Source organism: Paraburkholderia sp. SIMBA_054 (assembly GCF_046534875.1).
Lineage (GTDB): Bacteria > Pseudomonadota > Gammaproteobacteria > Burkholderiales > Burkholderiaceae > Paraburkholderia > Paraburkholderia hospita.
The window spans coordinates 172,353-192,059 of the sequence record NZ_JAWRXV010000009.1 but is presented as its reverse complement, the minus strand read 5'-3'; the positions used below and the strand labels follow the sequence as shown (position 1 = coordinate 192,059).

The following is a 19,707-nucleotide window of genomic DNA, read 5'->3' as shown; positions in this document are numbered from 1 at the left end:
AGGCCTACACCCGCGGCACCCCATCCTCAACCAGCACGGCAACAGGCATCGTCGTCAGCGCATCGCGCAGATACAGCAACCCAGTATCTTCAACCTTCGGCGCAGCGGGACTCACCCAGTCGAACAACGCGCGCCCGAACAGTTCTTCGGGCATCTGCACGGCAGTATCGTCCCACGCAATCGGATCGACGATAGGCAAGTCGCTGCTGGCATCGAGCAGCGCCATCGACAGCCGCGTCGCAATCACCACCGCCCAGCAGTTGCCTTGCCGCCGCGCGAACGCAATGGCGTGCGCGGCGTGCTTGCCCCGCACTGTGAGCGGTGTATAGCTACCGCTGCTCAGCAACTCAGGGATCTGCATGCGTAACGCGAGCATCCGCTGATTGATCGCGAGCTTCACGCGGCCATCGCGCCAGCCAGCGAGGTAATCGGAAGGCGGCGCCTCGGCGAGCAGCGCCTGCCGCTGCGCGAAATCAACAGGCCGCCGGTTATCTGGATCGACGAGACTGAAATCCCATAGTTCGGTACCCTGATAAAGATCGGGCACGCCAGGCGAAGCGAGCCGAAGCAAGGTCTGCTGCAGACTATTCACGACGCCCGCCCGGCCGATGTGCGCAACGAACCCGCTCAGTTCGCGCAGGAATCCATCGCGGCGCTGCGGCGCAAGAATATCGAACAGAAACTCGCGGCAGCCGTTCTCAAATACTTCGTCAGGCGCAAGCCACGTAGTGCGCAACTTCGCTTCGCGCAGCGCTTTCAACTGCCATTGCGCGACGCGTTCGGCGAGCGCCTTGACGCCCGCTTCGTCGTCGGGCGACAGACCGGGCGGCCAGCAGCCGACCAGCGTCTGATACAGCATCGCTTCGACGCAGGGACCAGGCGCCAAGTCGTCGGCGTTACCATCCAGCGCGCGCCGATGCGGCGTGTTCAACGTCGTCCATGCGCGCAGCGTCGCAGTCCACTCGTCGGCGATTTCGCTCAGCACGGCGAGGCGCGCGCGCGTGTCTTCGCCGCGCTTGTGGTCGTGGGTCGCCGTCGCGAGCAGCGCATGAGGAAAGCGCCGCGCGCGTTCCTGATTGCCCGCGTGAAACTGCTCGACCGTCAGCGCGAACTCGCCCGGGTCCGCGCCGACTTCGCAACGCGACAGCAAACGTCCGTAGCGATAGCACGCAGTATCTTCGATAGCTTTCGCGGCGACGGGGGCCGTCAATTGCGAGAACAGCGTCTGCACGGTACGTCGCGCCGACGCCGTGTGATTGAACGCGCCCGCGCCGCCATTCTGCTGAGGCGGCTGATACGCAGCGTTGCGTCCATTGCCGTTCTCGTCGGCGCCGCTGCCGAGCCACGCATCGACGCGCGTCAGCACGCCATGATCGGCGCGCGACAGCGTCTGCTTCGCGGCATCGAGCGCGATGTCGAAGTACGCGTTGTCGGCGGCGCTGCGCAGGCCGTTTTGCGGATAGATGCGATAGACGGGGAAGTACGCGGCAAGCTCGTTGGTCACGCGGCGGATCGCCGTGTACGTGAAGTCGCGCGTCGTGATGCTGTCGCGCGCAAGCCGATGCAGCGCGCGCGACACGCGGTCCAGTTCAGCAGGCAGATTCTCCGCGAGAATCTTGCGGCGCGCGGGCAGCGCTTCGTCTGCAAAGTTCGCCGGGCGGCCGCTCAGTTCGGCCCATGCATCGGCGAGCGGCGCCGCGCCCGCCGGGTCGTGCAGCAGCGCCCCAGCGTCGTTCATGAAGTCGTAGCCTGTCGTGCCGTCCACAGGCCAGTCGTCGCGCAGTGCTTCGCCGCGTCCGAGTATCTTCTCGACGACGATATACGGCGTCGTGCCCTCGCGCAGTTCCGACAGCCGTTGACGCAGCCGCTGCGTGTACTCGCGCGGTTCCGCGAGCCCGTCGATATGATCGATGCGCACACCGTCGATCACGCCTTCCGCATAGAGCCGGAAGATCAGCGCGTGCACGGCGTCGAACACTTCGGGACGCTCGACACGCACGGCCGCAAGCGTACTGATATCGAAGAAGCGCCGCCAGTTCACTTCATCCGACGCCGTGCGCCACCACGCGAGCCGGAAGTGCTGCCGCTCGATCAGCCGGTGCAGGCGGTCGCGGCTGACGGGCTCATTGGGCGAATACGCTTCGAGCACGAACTCGATCGCCGACGTGCCGTTCTGCCGCACGAATTCGCGTAGCGCTTCGCGGCCTTCGACCGCGCGCGGATGATCCGCGGGTTGCGTGGTGATCGACGTGAAGCGCTCGGCGAGCGCGCTCAGATCCGCGCGATCCGCCGATTGCAGGATCGCCGCGTAATCGATCGGGCAGACGGGGCACTCGTGCTCGCCATAGACGATGTTGAAGCGCCCGTTGTCGGCGTCGAAGCGCAGCGCGATGCGGCCCGCGATCAGTTCCTCGCCGTAAGCCGCGCCGAGCACGGGCATCAGCACCTTGCCGCGCAGCGCCGGGTCGGGCGAGTGCCAGTCGACATCGAAAAAGCGCGCAAAGGCGCTATGGCGGCCCCATTCGAGAATGTCCTGCCACCACGCGTTGTGCCTGCTCATGCCCATGTGATTCGGCACGACGTCGACGATCAGGCCCATGCCGAGTTCATGCAGCTTGTCGGTCAGACGCCTCAAGCCGGTTTCGCCGCCGCACTCGGCGCTGACCTGGCCGTAGTCGACGGTGTCGTAGCCGTGCGTGGAGCCGGGCGTGGCCGTCGTGATCGGCGACGCGTACAGATGGCTCACGCCGAGCGCGGCGAAGTAGTCGACGCGCGCGAGCGCATCGTCGAACGTGAAGTCGCGATGGAACTGGAGTCGGAGCGTGGCGCGCGGAACAGTCATGGCGTATCGGACAACGAAGATGCTGAGGTTGAGTCGGTACGCGCCTGCTGGATGGCGAGCAGGCGGTCGCAAAAGGTGTCGTCGGCGAACAGCGCGTCGACGGGCTGGATCACGCGGCGGCGCCAGTTCGGATGCTCGTCGATCGAGCCGGGCAGATTCGGCTGATCTACGAGACTGAGCAGGTCTTCCAGCGGAAACGTGACGAGCGGCGACGGCGTGGCGGCGACGAAGGCGAGCGCTTCATCGACGGGTGCCTCGCCGGGCGGCGGCGGATCGACATCGGGCGCGGCGACCCCGGCTTGCTGGAACGCCCGCCATAGTGCGGCGCGGTCGTCGTCGCGTTCAGCCTGCGCGAGCGCGACAGGATCACGCCCGTCGGCGCGCGGTGCCGTCTGACCGATACGATTGCGCCACACGATGTCCTCGCCGCGCCACCAGCCGGAGACAGTCGGCAGATCGTGCGTGGTCGTCGTCCCGACGGCGCCGCTATCCCATTCGGCGGGCGGCATGAAGCCGTTGCCGTCCCTCGTGCGCTCGAACCACAGCACGCGGATACCGGCCAGGCCATGCTCGCTGAGCCGCTCGCGAAAACCCGGCGGCACGGTGCCGAGATCTTCGCCAATCACGATCGCGCGATGCCGCCACGATTCGAGCGCAATCAGCCGCAGCATGTCTTCGAGTGGATAGCGCAGGTACGCGCCGTTTTTCGCGCTCTCGCCTTCGGGCACGAGCCACAGCCGCCGCAGCCCAAGGATGTGATCGATGCGGATGCCGCCCGCGCAGGCGAACGCGGAGCGCAGCATGTCGATGAACGCCGAGAAGCCCTGATTGCGCATTGCACGCGGCGAGAAGGTGGTGAGGCCCCACGCCTGGCCCGCCTGGTTGAACAGATCGGGCGGTGCGCCGACGGACACGCCGTGCAGCATGTCGTCGCGATACGACCACGCGTGCGAGCCCGCGCTATCGCAGCCAACGGCGAGATCCGCGATCAGTCCGATCGCCATGCCCGCGTCGCGCGCCGCATGTTGCGCGTGCGACAGTCCCTTCGACGCGAGCCATTGCAGAAACAGATGAAACTCGACTTCATGCCGATGCTCGTTCGCGAATGTTTCGACTTCCGGGCTGCGCGGGTCCTGCAGCGCATCAGGCCATTTGCGCCAGTACCCTTCGCCACTGTGCAGCAACTGGAACGCATGCAGCGCCTCGAAGCGCGCGTGATCTTCGAGCGCGCGGCCGCCGCGCTCGCAAAAGCCGTGAAATTCCAGCGCGCGCGGCGAGTCCTGCGCGCGGTCGTTCGCGCAGAATCGCTCGAACAACACACGCAGCACCTTGAGCTTGAGCGGCGTCGCTGTCTTCCAGTCGATCAGCGGCAGTGTTTCGAGTTGCGGCCAGACGTCGGTGCCGCCCGCCGCATCGAGGGCGGCCTGTGCGGCATGCGTGCCGAACACGGCGGCGGGATCGATATGCGTGACGTTCAACCACAGCCGCGACGACGGCGAATACGGACTGAACGAGCCCGGCAACGCGCTGAACATCGCGTGCGTCGGGCTGACGGCGAGCGCATGCGCGCCGCGTTTCGCGCTTTCGATCGCGAGCGTGGCCAGCGCCGTGTAATCGCCAATCCCGCCGTCGCCGACCCGGCGCAAGCCGTAAATTTGCGCCGCGATGCCCCACAGCGGCGGCGCGTTCGTGTCGTCGCCGTGCATCGCGCGCCACGCGTCGGTGACTGTGTAGCACTGCGAGGGCGCGACGGCGAGCGTCATCCGGTGATCGTTGAGCACGAGCGTGTGATAGCCGGGTTCGTCGATAGGTGACAGCAGCGCCGCTTCGCCCTTCGGCGCCGTGAAGCGTCCATCGATCAGCGAGCCGTTTTCCAGTTCGATCCGGTAGTGGCTGCCCGCCTTGATCGCGGCGGCGGGCAACCCGATACCGCGTCCGCATTCGACCGTCATCAGCTGCGGCAGCTTGCGGCCGGACAACTCGGCTTCGAGCGCGCCCGCGCTCTGGCGAATCTGCGTGGCGTTGCCGCACGGCAGGCCCATGCGTTCGAGCAGCGCGGCGAGCGTGCTGTCGGGCACGCGCTTCCTGTTGTGATGCGCGTCTTCCCATTCGACTTCGAAGCCTGCGCGTGCGGCGAGGGCGTCGATGGAAATACCTGGGCGTCGGGTTGTGGCCACGCGTGTCACTCCTTAGGTCTGCACGTGCTTGCGCGCGTCGTGGCCGATGGCATATTCGCTGACGTCGCCGGTCAGCCAGGCGACGAATGCGTTTGGCGGCAACTCGCCCGCGTCGACGCGATCGCGCACGCGCGGCGGCGTTTCGAAGATCACCTTGCCGGCAGGGCGCTCGACGAGCGGCACGGCTTCATTGCCGAGATTCAGCACGATCGACAGCGTCTCGCCGTCGTCGAGTTTCCAGCGCGCGGTTAGCGCGTTCGCGTCCTGATCGCCGGCTGCCTTGAGGATCGTTGCACCGAGCGCCTTTGCATGACGCAGGCGCGGCGCGATCAGCTTCGCGCGCACGGCGAGCGCGGATTTGTAGAAGTGCATCCAGTCGAGCGCGTCCTTCGCTTCAGGCGTGTCGCCGTGCCGCTCAGCAGGCGGCGACGACATGGCGAGCGTCTGCGGATCGTTCGGATCGGGAATCAGCGCGCGGCGCTTCTCGTCGGCGAATGCGGAGAAACGCGCGAATTCCTTGCGGCGTCCTTCGCGCACGGCGTTCGCCAGATCGCCGGTGTAGTCGGTGAAAAAAAGGAACGGCTGTTTCGAGCCATATTCCTCGTCCATGAACAGCAGCGGAATCTGCGGCGACAGCAGCAACAGACCCGTCGCGGCGCGCAGCGCGTCATCGGAGCACAGCGTGCGCAGACGCTCGCCCATCGCGCGATTGCCGATCTGATCGTGGTTCTGCAAGAACGCCACGAACGATGTGGGCGGCAAATGGCCGCTCGGCTGGCCGCGCGGTTTGTCGTCGTGGATCGGCGAAGGGTCGCCCTGATAGCCGAAGCCGCTGCCGAGTATCCGCGCGAGCCGCTGGATCGGCTGATCAGCATACGCGGCGTAGTAGCCTTCGTGTTCGCCCGTCAGCAGCACGTGCAGCGTGTTGTGCGCGTCGTCGTTCCATTGCGCGGTGAAATGCCTGTCGAGCAGGTTCGCCGTATTGCGCTCGTTTTCCAGCACGAGATGCACGTGACGTCCGTGCTGCACATGCGCGCGCACGTGATCGGCGAAACGGCGCAGCCAGTCGTCGTTGTCGATTGCGTGCACGGCGTCGAGGCGCAAGCCGTCGAAGCGATATTCGTTGAGCCAGTAGAGCGCGTTGTCGCAGAAGAATTCGCACACTTCGCCGCGCTCGAAGTCGATTGCGGGCCCCCACGGCGTGTGCGTGCCTTCGCGGAAAAACGGCTTCGCATACTGATGCAGATAATTGCCGTCCGGACCGAAGTGGTTGTAGACCACGTCGAGGAACACCGCGAGGCCGTGCGCGTGCGCGGCGTCGATTAGCGTTTTCAGGTCGTCGGGACGCCCGTACGCGGAGTCAGGCGCATAGGGCAGCACGCCGTCATAGCCCCAGTTGCGCTTGCCGGGAAAATCGTTGAGCGGCATCAGTTCGATTGCGGTGACACCCAGCTCCGCGATGGCGGGCAGGCGCTTCATCACGCCGCCGTAGCCGCCCAGCGCGCCGACATGCAGCTCGTACAGCACCGTTTCTTCCCACGGCCGGCCGCACCAGCCCGTGTGCTCCCATGTGTAGGCGCGCGGATCGATGACTTCGCTCGGGCCGTGCACATCCTGCGGCTGAAAGCGCGATGCGGGGTCGGGAATCAGCAGCGCGCCGTCGAGCTTGTAGCGATACAGCGTGCCCGCGCCGCAACCGATTTCCGTTTCGAACCAGCCATTGCCCGTCGCGCTCATGTCGTGCGTGCCGGACCCATCGCCGTTTTCGACTACCACCTGCACCTTCGCGCACGACGGCGCCCACAAGCGAAAGCGCGTGCGCTGCCTCGCGCTCGCCGCACCGAGCAGCTGCGCGCCGAACGGCAGGCAGTGCGCGTTATGATGCGCGTGAGGGTCGATCGGACGTTCATGCATGATTGTCACCATTCGTCGGCATGTTGATACGCACACTCATTGCAGACCTTCCGGCATGGGCTTGCTGTCGATAACCGGGCGCACGCGCCGTCAACCCGACTGCTCCGTGTCGGGCATCGACGTGCCCGGGTCCGGCGGCAACGCGGTCAACAAACGCGGTCCGTACTGCGCGCCCGCGCGCCAGCTTGCCTGCCAGTCCGCGTCGCCCGTGGGCTGCGCCGCGAGCACCACCATGCTGTGCGCGGGCACTTCCAGGTCGGGCGTCGCGAGCGGCGCAGGCGGCGCTTCCGGGTTCGCCGTATCCAGCAGCACATGCCATTCCAGGTGCGGCGGCGGGGGCATAAAGCGCAGCGCCGCCCCCGACGCGTTCAACATCATCAACAATACTTCCGTTTCTCCATTCAGGCCTGCGCCCGCGCGCCGCAGCGTGAACGCGCGGCCCTCGGGGTCCTGCCAGGCTTCGATGGTCAGCGCTTCGCCGTGCTCGTCGAACCAGCCGACGTCGTAGAGACCCGGCAGCACTTCACGGTCGCCGAACAGGAAGCGGTTTTCGCGCAGCAGCGGATGCTGTTTTCGCAGCGCGATGATGCGCGCGAAGAACATAGTCATTTTGCGCCCGTGTGGGAGCGCGGCACGTTCCCAATCTATCCAGGAAATTTCGTTATCCTGGCAATACGCGTTGTTGTTGCCGCGCTGGGTGCGGCCCATTTCGTCGCCGGCGAGCATCATTGGTGTGCCGAGCGCGATGAACAGCGTTGCGATCAGCGAACGCGAGACACGCTCGCGCGCCTCGGAGATCGCGGGTTCGTCGGTCGGGCCTTCGACGCCCCAGTTCGAGCTGTAATTTTCGTTGTGGCCGTCGTTGTTGTTCTCGCCGTTGATCTCGTTGTGCTTCTGCGAGTACGCGACGAGATCGGACAGGGTGAAGCCGTCGTGCGACGTGACGAAGTTGACCGACGCCGTCGGCTTGCGAAAGCGCCGGTTGAACAGATCCGCCGATCCCGTCAGCCGCGCGGCGAGATCGGGCCGCATGCCCGCGTCGCCGCGCCAGAAACGGCGCACGGAATCGCGGAAACGGTCGTTCCATTCGCTGATGCCGGGCGGATGATTGCCGAGCTGATAGCCGCCGGGGCCGATATCCCACGGCTCGGAAATCAGCTTGCGTTGCGACAGGATGGGATCTTGCCGTAGCGCGTCGAAGAAGCCCGAGCCGGGATCGAAACCCGAATGCTCGCGCCCTAGCGTGACGCCGAGATCGAAACGGAAGCCGTCGATATTGAACGCGGTCGACCAGTAGCGCAGTGAATCCATCACCATTTGCAGCACGCGCGGATGAGGCATGTTGAGCGTGTTGCCGCAGCCGGTGTCGTTGATGTGATGGCGTTCGTCGCCTGGAACGAGGCGGTAATAGCTGGCGTTATCGAGTCCGCGCCACGACACGGTGGGGCCCATCTCATTGCCTTCGCACGTGTGGTTGTAGACGACGTCGAGTATTACCTCGATTCCCGCCGCGTGCAGTTGACGGACGGCGATGCGCATCTCATCGAGCCGGTGTGCGGTCAGATAAGAGGGTTCTGGCGCGAAGAACGCGGCCGTGTTGTAGCCCCAGTAGTTGCGCAGTCCGCGCTCGACGAGAAAGCGGTCGTTGAGGAATGCGTGGACGGGGAGCAGTTCGACGGCGGTGACGCCGAGCTTCAGCAGATGCTCGATGAATTCTGGCGATGCGAGTGCGGCGAACGAGCCGCGTTCGGGTGTGCGCAGGTCTTTGCGGAGCATCGATGTGCCGCGCACGTGGGTTTCGTAGATGACGGTTTCATTCCACGGGACGTTGGGGCGGGTGTCGTGGGACCAGTCGAAGGCTTCGTCGACGACCACGCACTTGGGCATGGCTGGCGCCGAGTCTCTTCGGTCGATCGAGAGGTCCATTCTGTTCGAGTGCACGCGGTAGCTGAACAGTGCGTCCGACCATCGGAACTGGCCAATGAGCTTTCTTGCGTAGGGGTCGAGCAGGAGCTTGTGTGGGTTGAAACGATGCCCATGCTGCGGTTGATATGGGCCGTGGGCCCGGAATGCGTATACCGTGCCTGGGTGCGCGTGTGGCAGGTAGCCGTGCCATACCTCGTCGGTGCACTCTGGCAGCGTGTAACGCTTCAGTTCTTTTCTGCCTGTCGGCTCGAAAAGGCATAGCTCGATGCGTTGCGCGTTCGCGGAGAAGACGGCGAAGTTCACGCCTAAGCCGTCCCAGGTTGAGCCTAATGGGTACGGGGCGCCCGGGAGTAGTCTGTCTGGTAGTACGTGCGGCATGGCAAGTGTTCCCGTTGTTGTTGGTTTTGCTTTTGCTCCTGCGGTGGCTTCCGTTTTTTGCGTTTGCGTTTTCGCTGCCGCTTTCGCTTTCGCTTTCGCTTTCGCTTTCGCTTTCGCTGGCATCCGCGATTAGTTAGCGCGCTTCAAGCGTCGCCCCTGTGCGGGGCGGCACCTACTTTTCTTTGCCGCCGCAAAGAAAAGTAGGCAAAAGAAAGCGGCTAACACCGCCAACATTTCTTCCTGCCTGAGGGACCCCAACCGGTCCCTCACTTCACACGGCAACTTTCCTGTTCGCGTTCGTTGCCAACGCTTTCGCTGTGCGCCTCACCCGCTTCACGCACGCCAGTTACTGCATGCCGTTCCAGACATTCCACCGCCGCCCAGGTGGCAAACTGTGTGTCGGCCCAAGTGCTCCACACGCCTTACTCCGGACCGATAGCGCACGCGTCCCACCCTGTAAGAGCGTCGTGCTATACGACGGGACAACCTACACACAGTTTGCCACCTGGGGGACGCAAACCATTCGCTGCCGCTAGCCCATGCGTGGGTGCGTGAAGCGGGTGAGGCGCACAGAGAAAGCGTTGGCAACGAGCGTGGGTCACGTGAATGCCGTATGAAGCGTAAGACCCTTTGGGGGCCCTCAGGCAGACACAAAAACTGGCGGTGTTAGCCGCTTTCTTTTGCCTACTTTTCTTTGCGGCGGCAAAGAAAAGTAGGTGCCGCCCCGCACAGGGGCGACGCATGAACGGCAGACACCGTAACGCGGATGCCAGCGCAAAGTCCAAAACACCAACCCTGCCAGCCCAAACACCAAAACCCCAACCCTAACCTCACCAGCCTCGTAGAGAAAAACCAAACCCAAACCCAAAACCTCAATCCGCCCGCAGCACAACAGTCCCAAGCGGCGGCAGCACTAAAGAGGCCGACTGCGGCCGCCCATGCGTCGCTACCTCATCTGTATAGATGACACCACCATTCCCAACATTAGACCCACCATAAACCGCAGCATCGGAATTAACGATCTCAACCCACCGCCCCGCGCGGGGCATCCCAATCCGATACCCATGCCGGGGCACCGGCGTAAAGTTGCAAACCGTAATCAGCTCACGCCCAGCACCATCCATCCGCCGCCAGGCAAAAACCGAATTCGCACTATCGTCACCGATGATCCACTCAAACCCACCCGGCTCAGTATCGAGCCGATGCAACGCCGGCTCCTCGCGATAAAGCCGGTTCAAATCCCGCACAAGCCGCTGCACCCCATGGTGCAACTCATCATCGAGAAGATGCCAATGCGGCGACCCATCGTGATCGAACTCGGCCATCTGCCCAAACTCGCCGCCCATGAACATCAGCTTCTTGCCCGGATGGGCCCACATAAACGCAAAGTACGCGCGCAGATTCGCAAACTTCTGCCAGCGGTCGCCCGGCATCTTGCCCAGTAACGATCCCTTGCCATGCACGACCTCGTCGTGCGAAAGCGGCAACACGAACTTCTCGGAGTACGCATACACCATCGCGAACGTCATGTTGTGGTGATGCCATCGACGGTTGATCGGGTCCTCTTCCACGTAGTGCAACGTATCGTGCATCCACCCCATGTTCCACTTGAACTGGAAGCCGAGCCCGCCATCCTCGATGCGCGCCGTCACACCCGGCCATGCCGTCGATTCCTCCGCGATCGTGATCGCGCCATGCACGTCCGGCATATGCTGCACTTCATGATTCAGACGCTTCAAAAACGCAATCGATTCGAGATTCTCGCGTCCGCCATGCACGTTCGGCACCCACTCGCCCGCCGCGCGCGAATAGTCGCGGTAGAGCATCGACGCGACGGCATCCACCCGCAAGCCATCGACGTGGTAGCGCTTCAGCCACGCCAGCGCCGATGCAATCAGGAACGCGCTCACCTCGTTGCGGCCGAGGTTGTAGATCATCGTGTTCCAGTCCTGGTGATAGCCTTCGCGCGGATCCGCATGCTCATACAAAGGCGTGCCGTCGAACTCGATCAGCCCGTGTGCATCATTCGGGAAGTGCGCAGGCACCCAGTCCAGTATCACGCCGAGCCCCGCCTCGTGCGCACGGTTGATAAAGCCCGCGAACTGCTCCGGCGTGCCGAAGCGCGCTGACGGCGCGAACTGCGCCAACGGCTGATAACCCCACGATCCGCCGAACGGATGCTCGGCAATCGGCATGAACTCGATATGCGTGAAGCCCATTTCCTTCGCATAAGGAATCAGGCGGTCCGCCAGCTCGGACCAGGTCAACCCGCGATGCCCTTCCTCCGCGACGCGCAGCCACGATTCCGCATGCACCTCGTAAATCGAGATCGCGGATTGCGCGGTCTGCTTCGACGCGCGTGTCTGCATCCAGTCTCCGTCGGTCCACGGAAAACGCTCGACGTCGTCGACGTGCGCGACCACGGACCCCGTCGCGGGTGGCCTCTCGGTCTGCATCGCGCAAGGGTCGGCCTTGAGCGGCAACGGATGGCCGTCGCGCGTCAGCATCTCGTACTTGTAGCGCGTGCCCGGGCCGATGCGCGGCACGAACAGTTCCCACACGCCGGCCTGATGGCGCAGCCGCATCGGATGACGGCGGCCGTCCCATGAATTGAAGTCGCCCACCACCGACACGCGCCGCGCATTCGGCGCCCACACGGCAAAGCGCACGCCCGGCACGCCGTCCGCCGTGAACGGCCGCGAGCCGAGGCATTCGAGCACCGCGTAGGGATCGCCCCACGCGACGCGCTGCAACGGCTCCTCGCCCAGCACGGGGCCGAACGAATACGTGTCTTCGATTTCCTGAACCGACCCATGCCAGTCGATCCGCAAGCGATACGCCACGGCTTCGCTGACGGGACCCGCGAACAGGCCGCCCGGATGCAGTTGCTCCAGTTCGCCGAGCAGCCTGCCGTCGTCGCGCGCAATCACCGACACGCGCGCCGCGTTCGGCAGCATCACGCGCACGACGGGGCCGGCGCTCGTCTCGTGCATGCCGAGTTGCGAGAACGGATCGTGATGGCGCGCATCGACGAGCGCATCCAGATCCACGCGATGCAGACCGGCCGCCTCTAATTGAACGTTGTAGTGCTCACTCATAATCGCCCTCTGATGCTGCGGGAGGCGCCGAGGCAGCCGCCGGCGAATGCGGCGCTGCGCCCGTGTCGCCCAGCAGGCGGCTCGTCAGCGCGGCGAGGCCGCGCACCGGCAAGCCGAGCCATGCCGGCCGGTTGGCCGCTTCGTAGCGGATTTCATAGGCGGCTTTCTCGATCAGGAACAGATCGAGCAACGCCTGTTCGTGCTCCGGCGCGACGAGCCGTTGCGACGCGGCTTGCGTTGCCGCGCGGTACTCGGTGAGGAACGCCTCGGCAGCGGCGGCCCGGAAGCGCTCGAACAGCGCGCGCTTGCGGTCGGCCGTCATCTGCGGCGCGGCTTCCATCGTCGATTGCGCGGCGGCGCTCGCGTACGACAGCGAACGCAACAGCCCCGCGACGTCGCGCAGCGGGCTGGACTTCGCGCGGCGCTCTTCGAGTTCGCGCGCCGGCTCGCCTTCGAAGTCGATCAGGAAGGCGTCGCCTTGCGCCACGAGCACCTGGCCGAGATGGAAGTCGCCGTGAATGCGCGTGCGCAGCGCATGCGCGTCGGGCTTCACGAGCTTCGACACCGCTTCGACCAGCTTGTCCTTGCGGTCGAGAACGCTGCGGCCGAGCAGTGCGGCATCTTCGCCGAGCTGATCGACGTTCTTCTCGAGCAGCTCGAGCGCGCTGGCAAGCAATTTCTGCGTGCCGTCGATCCACGCCTGCACCTGCTTGCTGTCAGCGAGTTCGGGATCGAATGCCGGATTGTCCGAAGGCGTCGCGAGCGCGACGTGCAGCTCGCCGAGCCGCTTGCCGATGATGCCCATGTACGACGCGTAGCCTTCCGTCGCCTCTTCCTCGTTCACGCGGTCCTGGTTCGCCTGGTTCTCGTTGTTGGCGCCATCGACGGCGAGCGCGAGTTCGTCGATCGAACGGCGCAGCGTGTCGAGCGCCCAGTTCCACGCGTCGCCCTGGTTGTCGACGAAGCCTTGCAGGATACACAGCGTATGCGGCACGTTCTCCGGATCGACGCGCACCACTTCGCCATACAGCGGCGCCGTGTTCGCATAGCCGAGCTGCGTCAGATAGCGGCTCATTTCCGCTTCCGGGTGCATGCCCTTCAACAGGCGCCGCACGAGCTTCAAGACGATCTTGTCGGCGATCACGAGCGAGCTGTTGCTTTGCTCGGCGGCGAGCCAGCGGATTTCCGGCGCATCGCCAAGATCGAGGTCGGCGAAACGGTCGGTCGGAATGAAATGGATCGTGCTCTTCTGGAAAGTCGCCACGGCGGCGCGCTCGCGCAGTTTGCGCAGCGTGCCGTACGCGAACTGCGGCAACGCGAACGCATCCGTCAGATGGCCGACGTTGCGCCCGCGGCGCACGCGCGCCAGCGCCAGTTGCATGAAGAGCGGCGTGGTCGTGTCGGCGCCCCACGTGATCGCGAGCGGCAGCACGTAACGCTCGGTGTGGTTGCCGACATCCGCTTCGATCTCCGTGAACGCGAAGCCCGCTTCGGGGATCGTCGTGAGCGCGGCGAGGCGCACGGCATGCAGCTTCTGATCCTTCGACGCATACCATCTGCGGCGTCCCAGCCACGACGGCAACACTTCCGATTCGAGCAGCCGCACGTTCTCGGGCGTCGGGCCCGCCTGACCTTCGCGGATCACGATGGTCACGAAATCGGGCAATGGTTCGGACGGCGCCTGGCTCCATGTCGGACGGCCGCCGCCTTCGCAAAGAAGGAACCACAGGAAGCCGTACGGCGGGAACGTCAGCAGATACGTCAGTTGCCCGATCGCGGGGAACACCGAATCCGCCGTCATTTCGATGGGCACTGCACCGTTGAATTCGGACAGATCGAGTTCGACCGCCTGCGGCGCGCGCGACAGGTTCGCCACGCACAGTATGGGCGGCTGGCCGGGCAGTTCGCGCAGATACGCGAGGATCTTGCGATTGCTCGGTTTCAGGAAGCGGATCGTGCCGCGCCCGAACGTGTGCTTCGAGCGGCGCGTCGCGAGCATGCGCCGCGTCCAGTTGAGCAGCGAATGCGGATCGCGGCTCTGCGCTTCGACGTTCACGGCGTCGAAGCCATACAGCGAGCCCATCACGGGCGGCAGCACCAGTTGTTCGGGATCGGCGCGCGAGAAGCCGCCGTTTCTGTCCGACGACCATTGCATCGGCGTACGCACGCCGTCGCGGTCGCCGAGGTGAATGTTGTCGCCCATGCCGAGTTCGTCGCCGTAGTAGATGACGGGCGTGCCCGGCATCGACAGCAGCAGCGAATTGATCAGCTCGATGCGGCGGCGGTCGCGCTCCATCAGCGGCGCGAGGCGTCGGCGGATACCGAGGTTCAGGCGCGCGCGCCGGTCGCTCGCATAGGTATTCCACAAGTAGTCGCGCTCGGAGTCCGTGACCATTTCGAGCGTGAGTTCATCGTGATTGCGCAGGAAGATCGCCCATTGGTTCGTCTCGGGGAGATCCGGTGTCTGCTTCATGATGTCGGTGATCGGGAAGCGGTCTTCGCTCGCAATCGACATGTAGATGCGCGGCATCAGCGGGAAGTGGAACGCCATATGGCATTCGTCTTCGTTGCCGAAGTATTCCTGCACGTCTTCCGGCCACTGGTTCGCTTCGGCGAGCAGCATCCGGTTCGGATATTCGGCGTCGATGGTCGCGCGAATCTTCTTCAGGATCGCGTGCGTTTCGGGCAGATTCTCGTTGTTCGTGCCTTCGCGCTCGACGAGATACGGCACGGCATCCAGCCGCAACCCGTCGATGCCCAGGTCGAGCCAGAAGCGCATCACCTGCAGCACTTCGCGCAGCACAGCGGGATTGTCGAAGTTCAGGTCGGGCTGGTGCGCGTAAAAGCGGTGCCAGTAGTACTGGCCTGCGACGGGGTCATGCGTCCAGTTCGACGGTTCAGTATCGATGAAGATGATGCGTGTCTTTTCATACTTCTTGTCCGTGTCGGACCATACGTAGTAGTTGCGATGATTCGAGCCGGGCTTCGCGCGGCGCGCGCGCTGGAACCACGGGTGCTGGTCCGACGTGTGGTTGATGACGAGCTCGGTGATCACATGCAGTCCGCGCGCGTGCGCTTCCTGAATGAAGCGCTTGACGTCGCCAATCGAGCCGTAGTCGGGGTGCACGCTCTTGTAGTCGGCGATGTCGTAGCCGTCGTCGCGGCGCGGCGACGGATAGAACGGCAGCAGCCAGATCGCGCTGACGCCGAGTTCCGCGATGTAGTCGAGCTTCGCGATCAGGCCGGGGAAATCGCCGACGCCGTCGTTGTTCGCATCGAAGAACGACTTGATGTGCACCTGGTAGATGATCGCGTCCTTGTACCAGAGCGGATCGTCGGCGAGCGTCGACACCTTGGCGCGGCGCGACGGGCGCGGCTTCGCTGGAACGGCCTCGGCTGTCGTGTCGGTGAAATGCTGCGACGTGCTTTCGGCGGAATCGTCACGTTTCATATCGCACCTTCATTGAATGTCGTGTCGTGGGCGGCCCGATGCGTGTCGCTTTCATCGGGAACAGCGTCGCGCGGCAGGCCGGCCGCGGGCGCGATGCGCCAGATCGCGAACGGCCGCGTGCCGGGATCGAGCCGCACGTGTTGCCATCTGCCATGCCATTGAAACCGCTCGCCCGTCATCTGGTCGATCACGTCGATGGCGCCGTGATCGGGCAGGCCCCAGCCGTTGAACGTGCTCCACGACAACTCGATATCCGCGCCCTGCTCGTTATACGGATCGAGATTGATCGCGACGATGATCACGTTGTCGCGCGCTGGTGTGGCCTTCTCAAAGAACAGGATGCTCTCGTTGTGCGCGGGCAGGAACGTGAGATTCAGATGAGAGTGCAACGCCGGGTTCGTGCGGCGAATGCGGTTCAGTTCCGTGATCTCGCGCACGATGTTGCCGGGTCTGTTCCAGTCCCATGCGCGGATCTGATACTTCTCCGAATCCAGATACTCTTCGCTGTTCGGCAGCGCGGCGGCTTCGCACAGCTCGAAGCCGCTATACACGCCCCAGAGTCCCGACAGCATCGTCGCGAGCGCGGCGCGAATCAGGAAGCCCGGACGCCCTTGCGACTGCAGATGACGCGGGTTGATGTCCGGCGTGTTGACAAAGAAGTTCGGCCGGAAGAATTCGCGCAGATCGGTTTGCGTCAGTTGCGTCAGATACTCGGTGAAGTCGCGCTTCGATTCGCGCCAAGTGAAGTACGTGTATGACTGCGAAAAGCCCAGCTTCGCGAGCCGCGCCATCACGCGCGGACGCGTGAACGCTTCGGCGAGGAAGATCACGTCAGGATGCCGCACGCGCACGTCGTTGATCATCCATTCCCAGAACGGGAAAGGTTTCGTGTGCGGATTGTCGACGCGGAAGATGCGCACGCCCGCATCGATCCAGAACAGGATCACGTCGCGCAGCGAAAGCCATAAATCGGGCTTCGCGTCGTGCGCGTAGAAGTCCGGATTCACGATGTCCTGATACTTCTTCGGCGGGTTCTCCGCGTAACGCAGCGTGCCGTCGGGACGCCACGCGAACCATGTGGGATGCTGCTTCAGCCACGGGTGGTCGGGTGAGCATTGAATCGCGAAGTCGAGCGCGATTTCGAGGCCGTGATCGTGCGCGGCGGCGAGCATGCGCTTGAAGTCGTCGAGCGTGCCGAGCTGCGGATGCACGGCGTCGTGGCCGCCCGCTTCGCCGCCGATCGCATACGGGCTGCCCACGTCGTCAGGGCCCGGCGTCAACGTGTTGTTGCGGCCCTTGCGGTTGGCGATGCCGATGGGATGGATCGGCGGAAAGTACAGCACGTCGAAGCCCATGTCGCGGATGCGCGGCAGTTTGGCCGTAACGTCGTCGAAGTTGCCGTGCCGATGTTCGTCGTCACTCATCGAGCGCGGGAAGATCTCGTACCAGCTGCCAAAGCGCGCGCCCGCGCGTTCGGCGTCGATGCGATACACGATCGGATCGCGCGACAGCCCTGGCCGGTGACGCGCGGCGGCGAACGCTTCCGCCGTCGTGGGCGCCAGCACGATCGCGAGGCGCTCGCCCGTGTCCGCTTTCATGAATTCCTTGACGATCACTTCGAGCTGCTGCCGTTGCGAACCTTCGACCGTCTCCGTTTCAGCCAGCGCAAGCGCGAACAGATGCTTCGCCTCTTCGACTTCGAGTTCGACCGATTGATCCGCCTTCAGCTTTTTCTGCATGTGATCGACGAGCGACGCGAAATCGTCGCGCCACGCGATCACCGTGTACTCGTGACGCCCGATGCGTTCGAGCGGAATGCGCGCTTCCCAGATGTCGTTGCCGGCGGGCTTCGCGGGCGTCATCGGCGCTTCGTGCCAGGCGGTTTCATCGGCGGCGCGCCAGATCACGGCGGCGGCGATCTTGTCGTGACCTTCGGCGAACACGGCGGCCGTGATGTGCACGCGTTCGCCGACGATGCGCTTGGCGGGGAAGCGTCCGTGATCGACGGCGGGCGACACGCTTTCGATCGCGACGCGCGAGCCCGCGATCGCATCGAGCACGCTCTTGTGTCCCGACGTCTTGGTGCTCTTTTTGTCGATGGGCGGCGCGAGCACGATCGGTTTCTCGGCGACCGCGCGGAACAGGCGGCACGCACCCGGCGCGAGCGTGAATGCGGCAAGCGGCTGCGGCGCGCCGCGCGTGTCGGTGCCGAGTGGCACGAAGCGCGTGAAGCCGCCCGGCACGCCGTCGAGCAAGCGCGCGGGATCGACGCGCACGGGCGTGCCCAGCTCCGGGTTGATCGCGACCATCACGGCTTCGCCCGCGTCGCGCAAATCGCGCTGATCGCCGCGCAAGAGGATCGCGGCATGGGTGTCCGGGCCGGACAGCGAACGCAGCTCGCCATTGGTTTGCAGCGACCAGGTGTCGCGTGCGATCGCGTTCGCGTGCCGTACGCGCTCGGAGAGATCGAAGCGCGCCGCGCCGCGCAGGCTCGCGTAGTGGTCGGCGTCGCCGAGCGTATGCGAGATCGGTTCGGCGATGCCGTATTCGAAGCCCATCGGCATCATCCAGCCGGTGCCCGTCGAAACAGCCGTCAGCAAGGCGCGGCGATACGCGCGCTCGACGATCGCGGAATCGTGCACATGTTCGAGGTCCGCCGCGAGCCGCGTGCCGTACGGCGCTTCGGGAAAGGCGACGGGCGAAGCGATACGCGTCAGCAGCGCATGTTCGTCGAGCATCCACGGCGCGCGGAAGTCCCACCAGCGCGACGACGAGAACACGGCGTCGAAGCCCACGCCTTCGAGCGCGGCGACGTCCGAGCGCACGAGGCCGGGCGTCGCGGCGAGAAAGCGTGAGGACGGATGGCGTGACGCACGCACGGCATCGAGCAGCCGCCGCCACGCGAAGGCGGGCACGCGGTGCGGCGAATCGAAGCGGAATCCGCCGATGTCCGCATCCGCGAGCGCATCGAGCGTTTGCGCCCACCAGTCGAGCAGCGGTGCGGCCGCGTGCTCGTCGTTGAAGTTCGCATACGCGACGTTGTCTTCGTGACGCGCGTGGCGCGGATCGAGCCGCGCCTCTTCCGGCTCGAACGGATGAAACCAGTCGCGATGCTCGCGGAACAGATGGCCGTCGGCCGCGGCGCGGTCGATCACCAGATCGACGAGTAGCGTCAGGCCATGCTGGCTCGCCGTCTCGGCGAGGCGCTGCAGCACGTCGTGCGCGCTCTCGGTGCTAGCGAGCGCGGGATGCAGCCGCGCATGATCGCTGACGATCTGCGCGTGGCCGGCCTGTCCCGGCTGGAACAGCCCGCCGATCAGCACATGATCGAAACCGAGCGCGGCGGCATGCTCGAACTGCGCGGGCCACGCATCCAGCCGTCCGACGAGGGGAGAATGAACGAAGTAAATCCGCGGCGCATAGGCGTGAGGAGCTTCCATCGGTCGTTTCCAGATTTCGTCCTGCTTTGCGGCGTGGATGCACATTCGTGCGATCACGACCGCCTATTAGGCTTCAGAGCCGGATGCCGCGCGATGCGTCCTGCGACGGCGCGTACTGCTCAATGTAGTGCATTCATTGATCGACAGGCGGCGCGTCAGTTCAAAGAGTCTACGACGGCGCTGCATGTCGTCTGTCCGGGTTCAATCAACAGGCGGTGAAGGAGCAAGCGGTATGCCAGAAAGCGATACAGCAAGGTCAGGACTGAAACGGCGAGATGCGTGCAAGGACGGCTGGTGCAGCCTGGTACGGCACGACGAAAAAGATGCGGGCGCGGCGTCGTTCATACGAATGATGCCGCGAAACCGAAGGAAGACGTGTAATTAGGGCGAGTCGTCCGGCGGCCGTTACATGCCATGTTGCCATAGCCGGGGGCGCGCGGCTGAGAAAGGACTTCGAGCGCGCCTGGTTTTGGCGGCGCGG

The 19,707-nt window shown here is 64.7% G+C and carries 7 protein-coding genes; all 7 read right to left on the bottom strand.

Annotated elements, in window-relative coordinates; translation table 11 throughout:
- Positions 1 to 4: 4 nt before the first annotated feature.
- Positions 5 to 2,842: a malto-oligosyltrehalose synthase gene (gene treY / locus SB822_RS13755; protein WP_410854923.1), complete on the bottom strand. Its 2,838-nt coding sequence runs from the start codon at positions 2,840 to 2,842 to the stop codon at positions 5 to 7.
- Complete coding sequence (gene malQ, locus SB822_RS13750) at positions 2,839 to 5,019, bottom strand: 4-alpha-glucanotransferase (RefSeq protein ID WP_079500460.1); 2,181 nt, start codon at positions 5,017 to 5,019, stop codon at positions 2,839 to 2,841. The genes treY and malQ overlap by 4 nt, the downstream gene beginning before the upstream one ends.
- Before the next feature lie 12 nt (positions 5,020 to 5,031).
- Positions 5,032 to 6,933 (bottom strand): malto-oligosyltrehalose trehalohydrolase, encoded by a 1,902-nt coding sequence (treZ, locus tag SB822_RS13745; protein WP_410854922.1) that lies wholly within the window; start codon positions 6,931 to 6,933, stop codon positions 5,032 to 5,034.
- A 90-nt stretch (positions 6,934 to 7,023) separates the two neighbouring features.
- Complete coding sequence (gene glgX / locus SB822_RS13740; RefSeq protein WP_007579599.1) at positions 7,024 to 9,237, bottom strand: glycogen debranching protein GlgX; 2,214 nt, start codon at positions 9,235 to 9,237, stop codon at positions 7,024 to 7,026.
- 872 nt (positions 9,238 to 10,109) lie between these two features.
- Positions 10,110 to 12,335 (bottom strand): 1,4-alpha-glucan branching protein GlgB, encoded by a 2,226-nt coding sequence (gene glgB, locus SB822_RS13735; protein ID WP_410854921.1) that lies wholly within the window; start codon positions 12,333 to 12,335, stop codon positions 10,110 to 10,112.
- On the bottom strand, positions 12,328 to 15,786 hold the full coding sequence (treS, locus tag SB822_RS13730; protein ID WP_007582613.1) for a maltose alpha-D-glucosyltransferase: 3,459 nt from the start codon (positions 15,784 to 15,786) through the stop codon (positions 12,328 to 12,330). Before treS ends, glgB begins: the two co-directional genes overlap by 8 nt.
- Positions 15,783 to 19,226 carry a maltotransferase domain-containing protein gene (locus tag SB822_RS13725; protein WP_410854920.1) on the bottom strand — a complete coding sequence of 1,148 codons (3,444 nt, stop codon included), beginning with the start codon at positions 19,224 to 19,226 and terminating at the stop codon, positions 15,783 to 15,785. The genes treS and SB822_RS13725 overlap by 4 nt, the downstream gene beginning before the upstream one ends.
- Between the last annotated feature and the right edge of the window lie 481 nt (positions 19,227 to 19,707).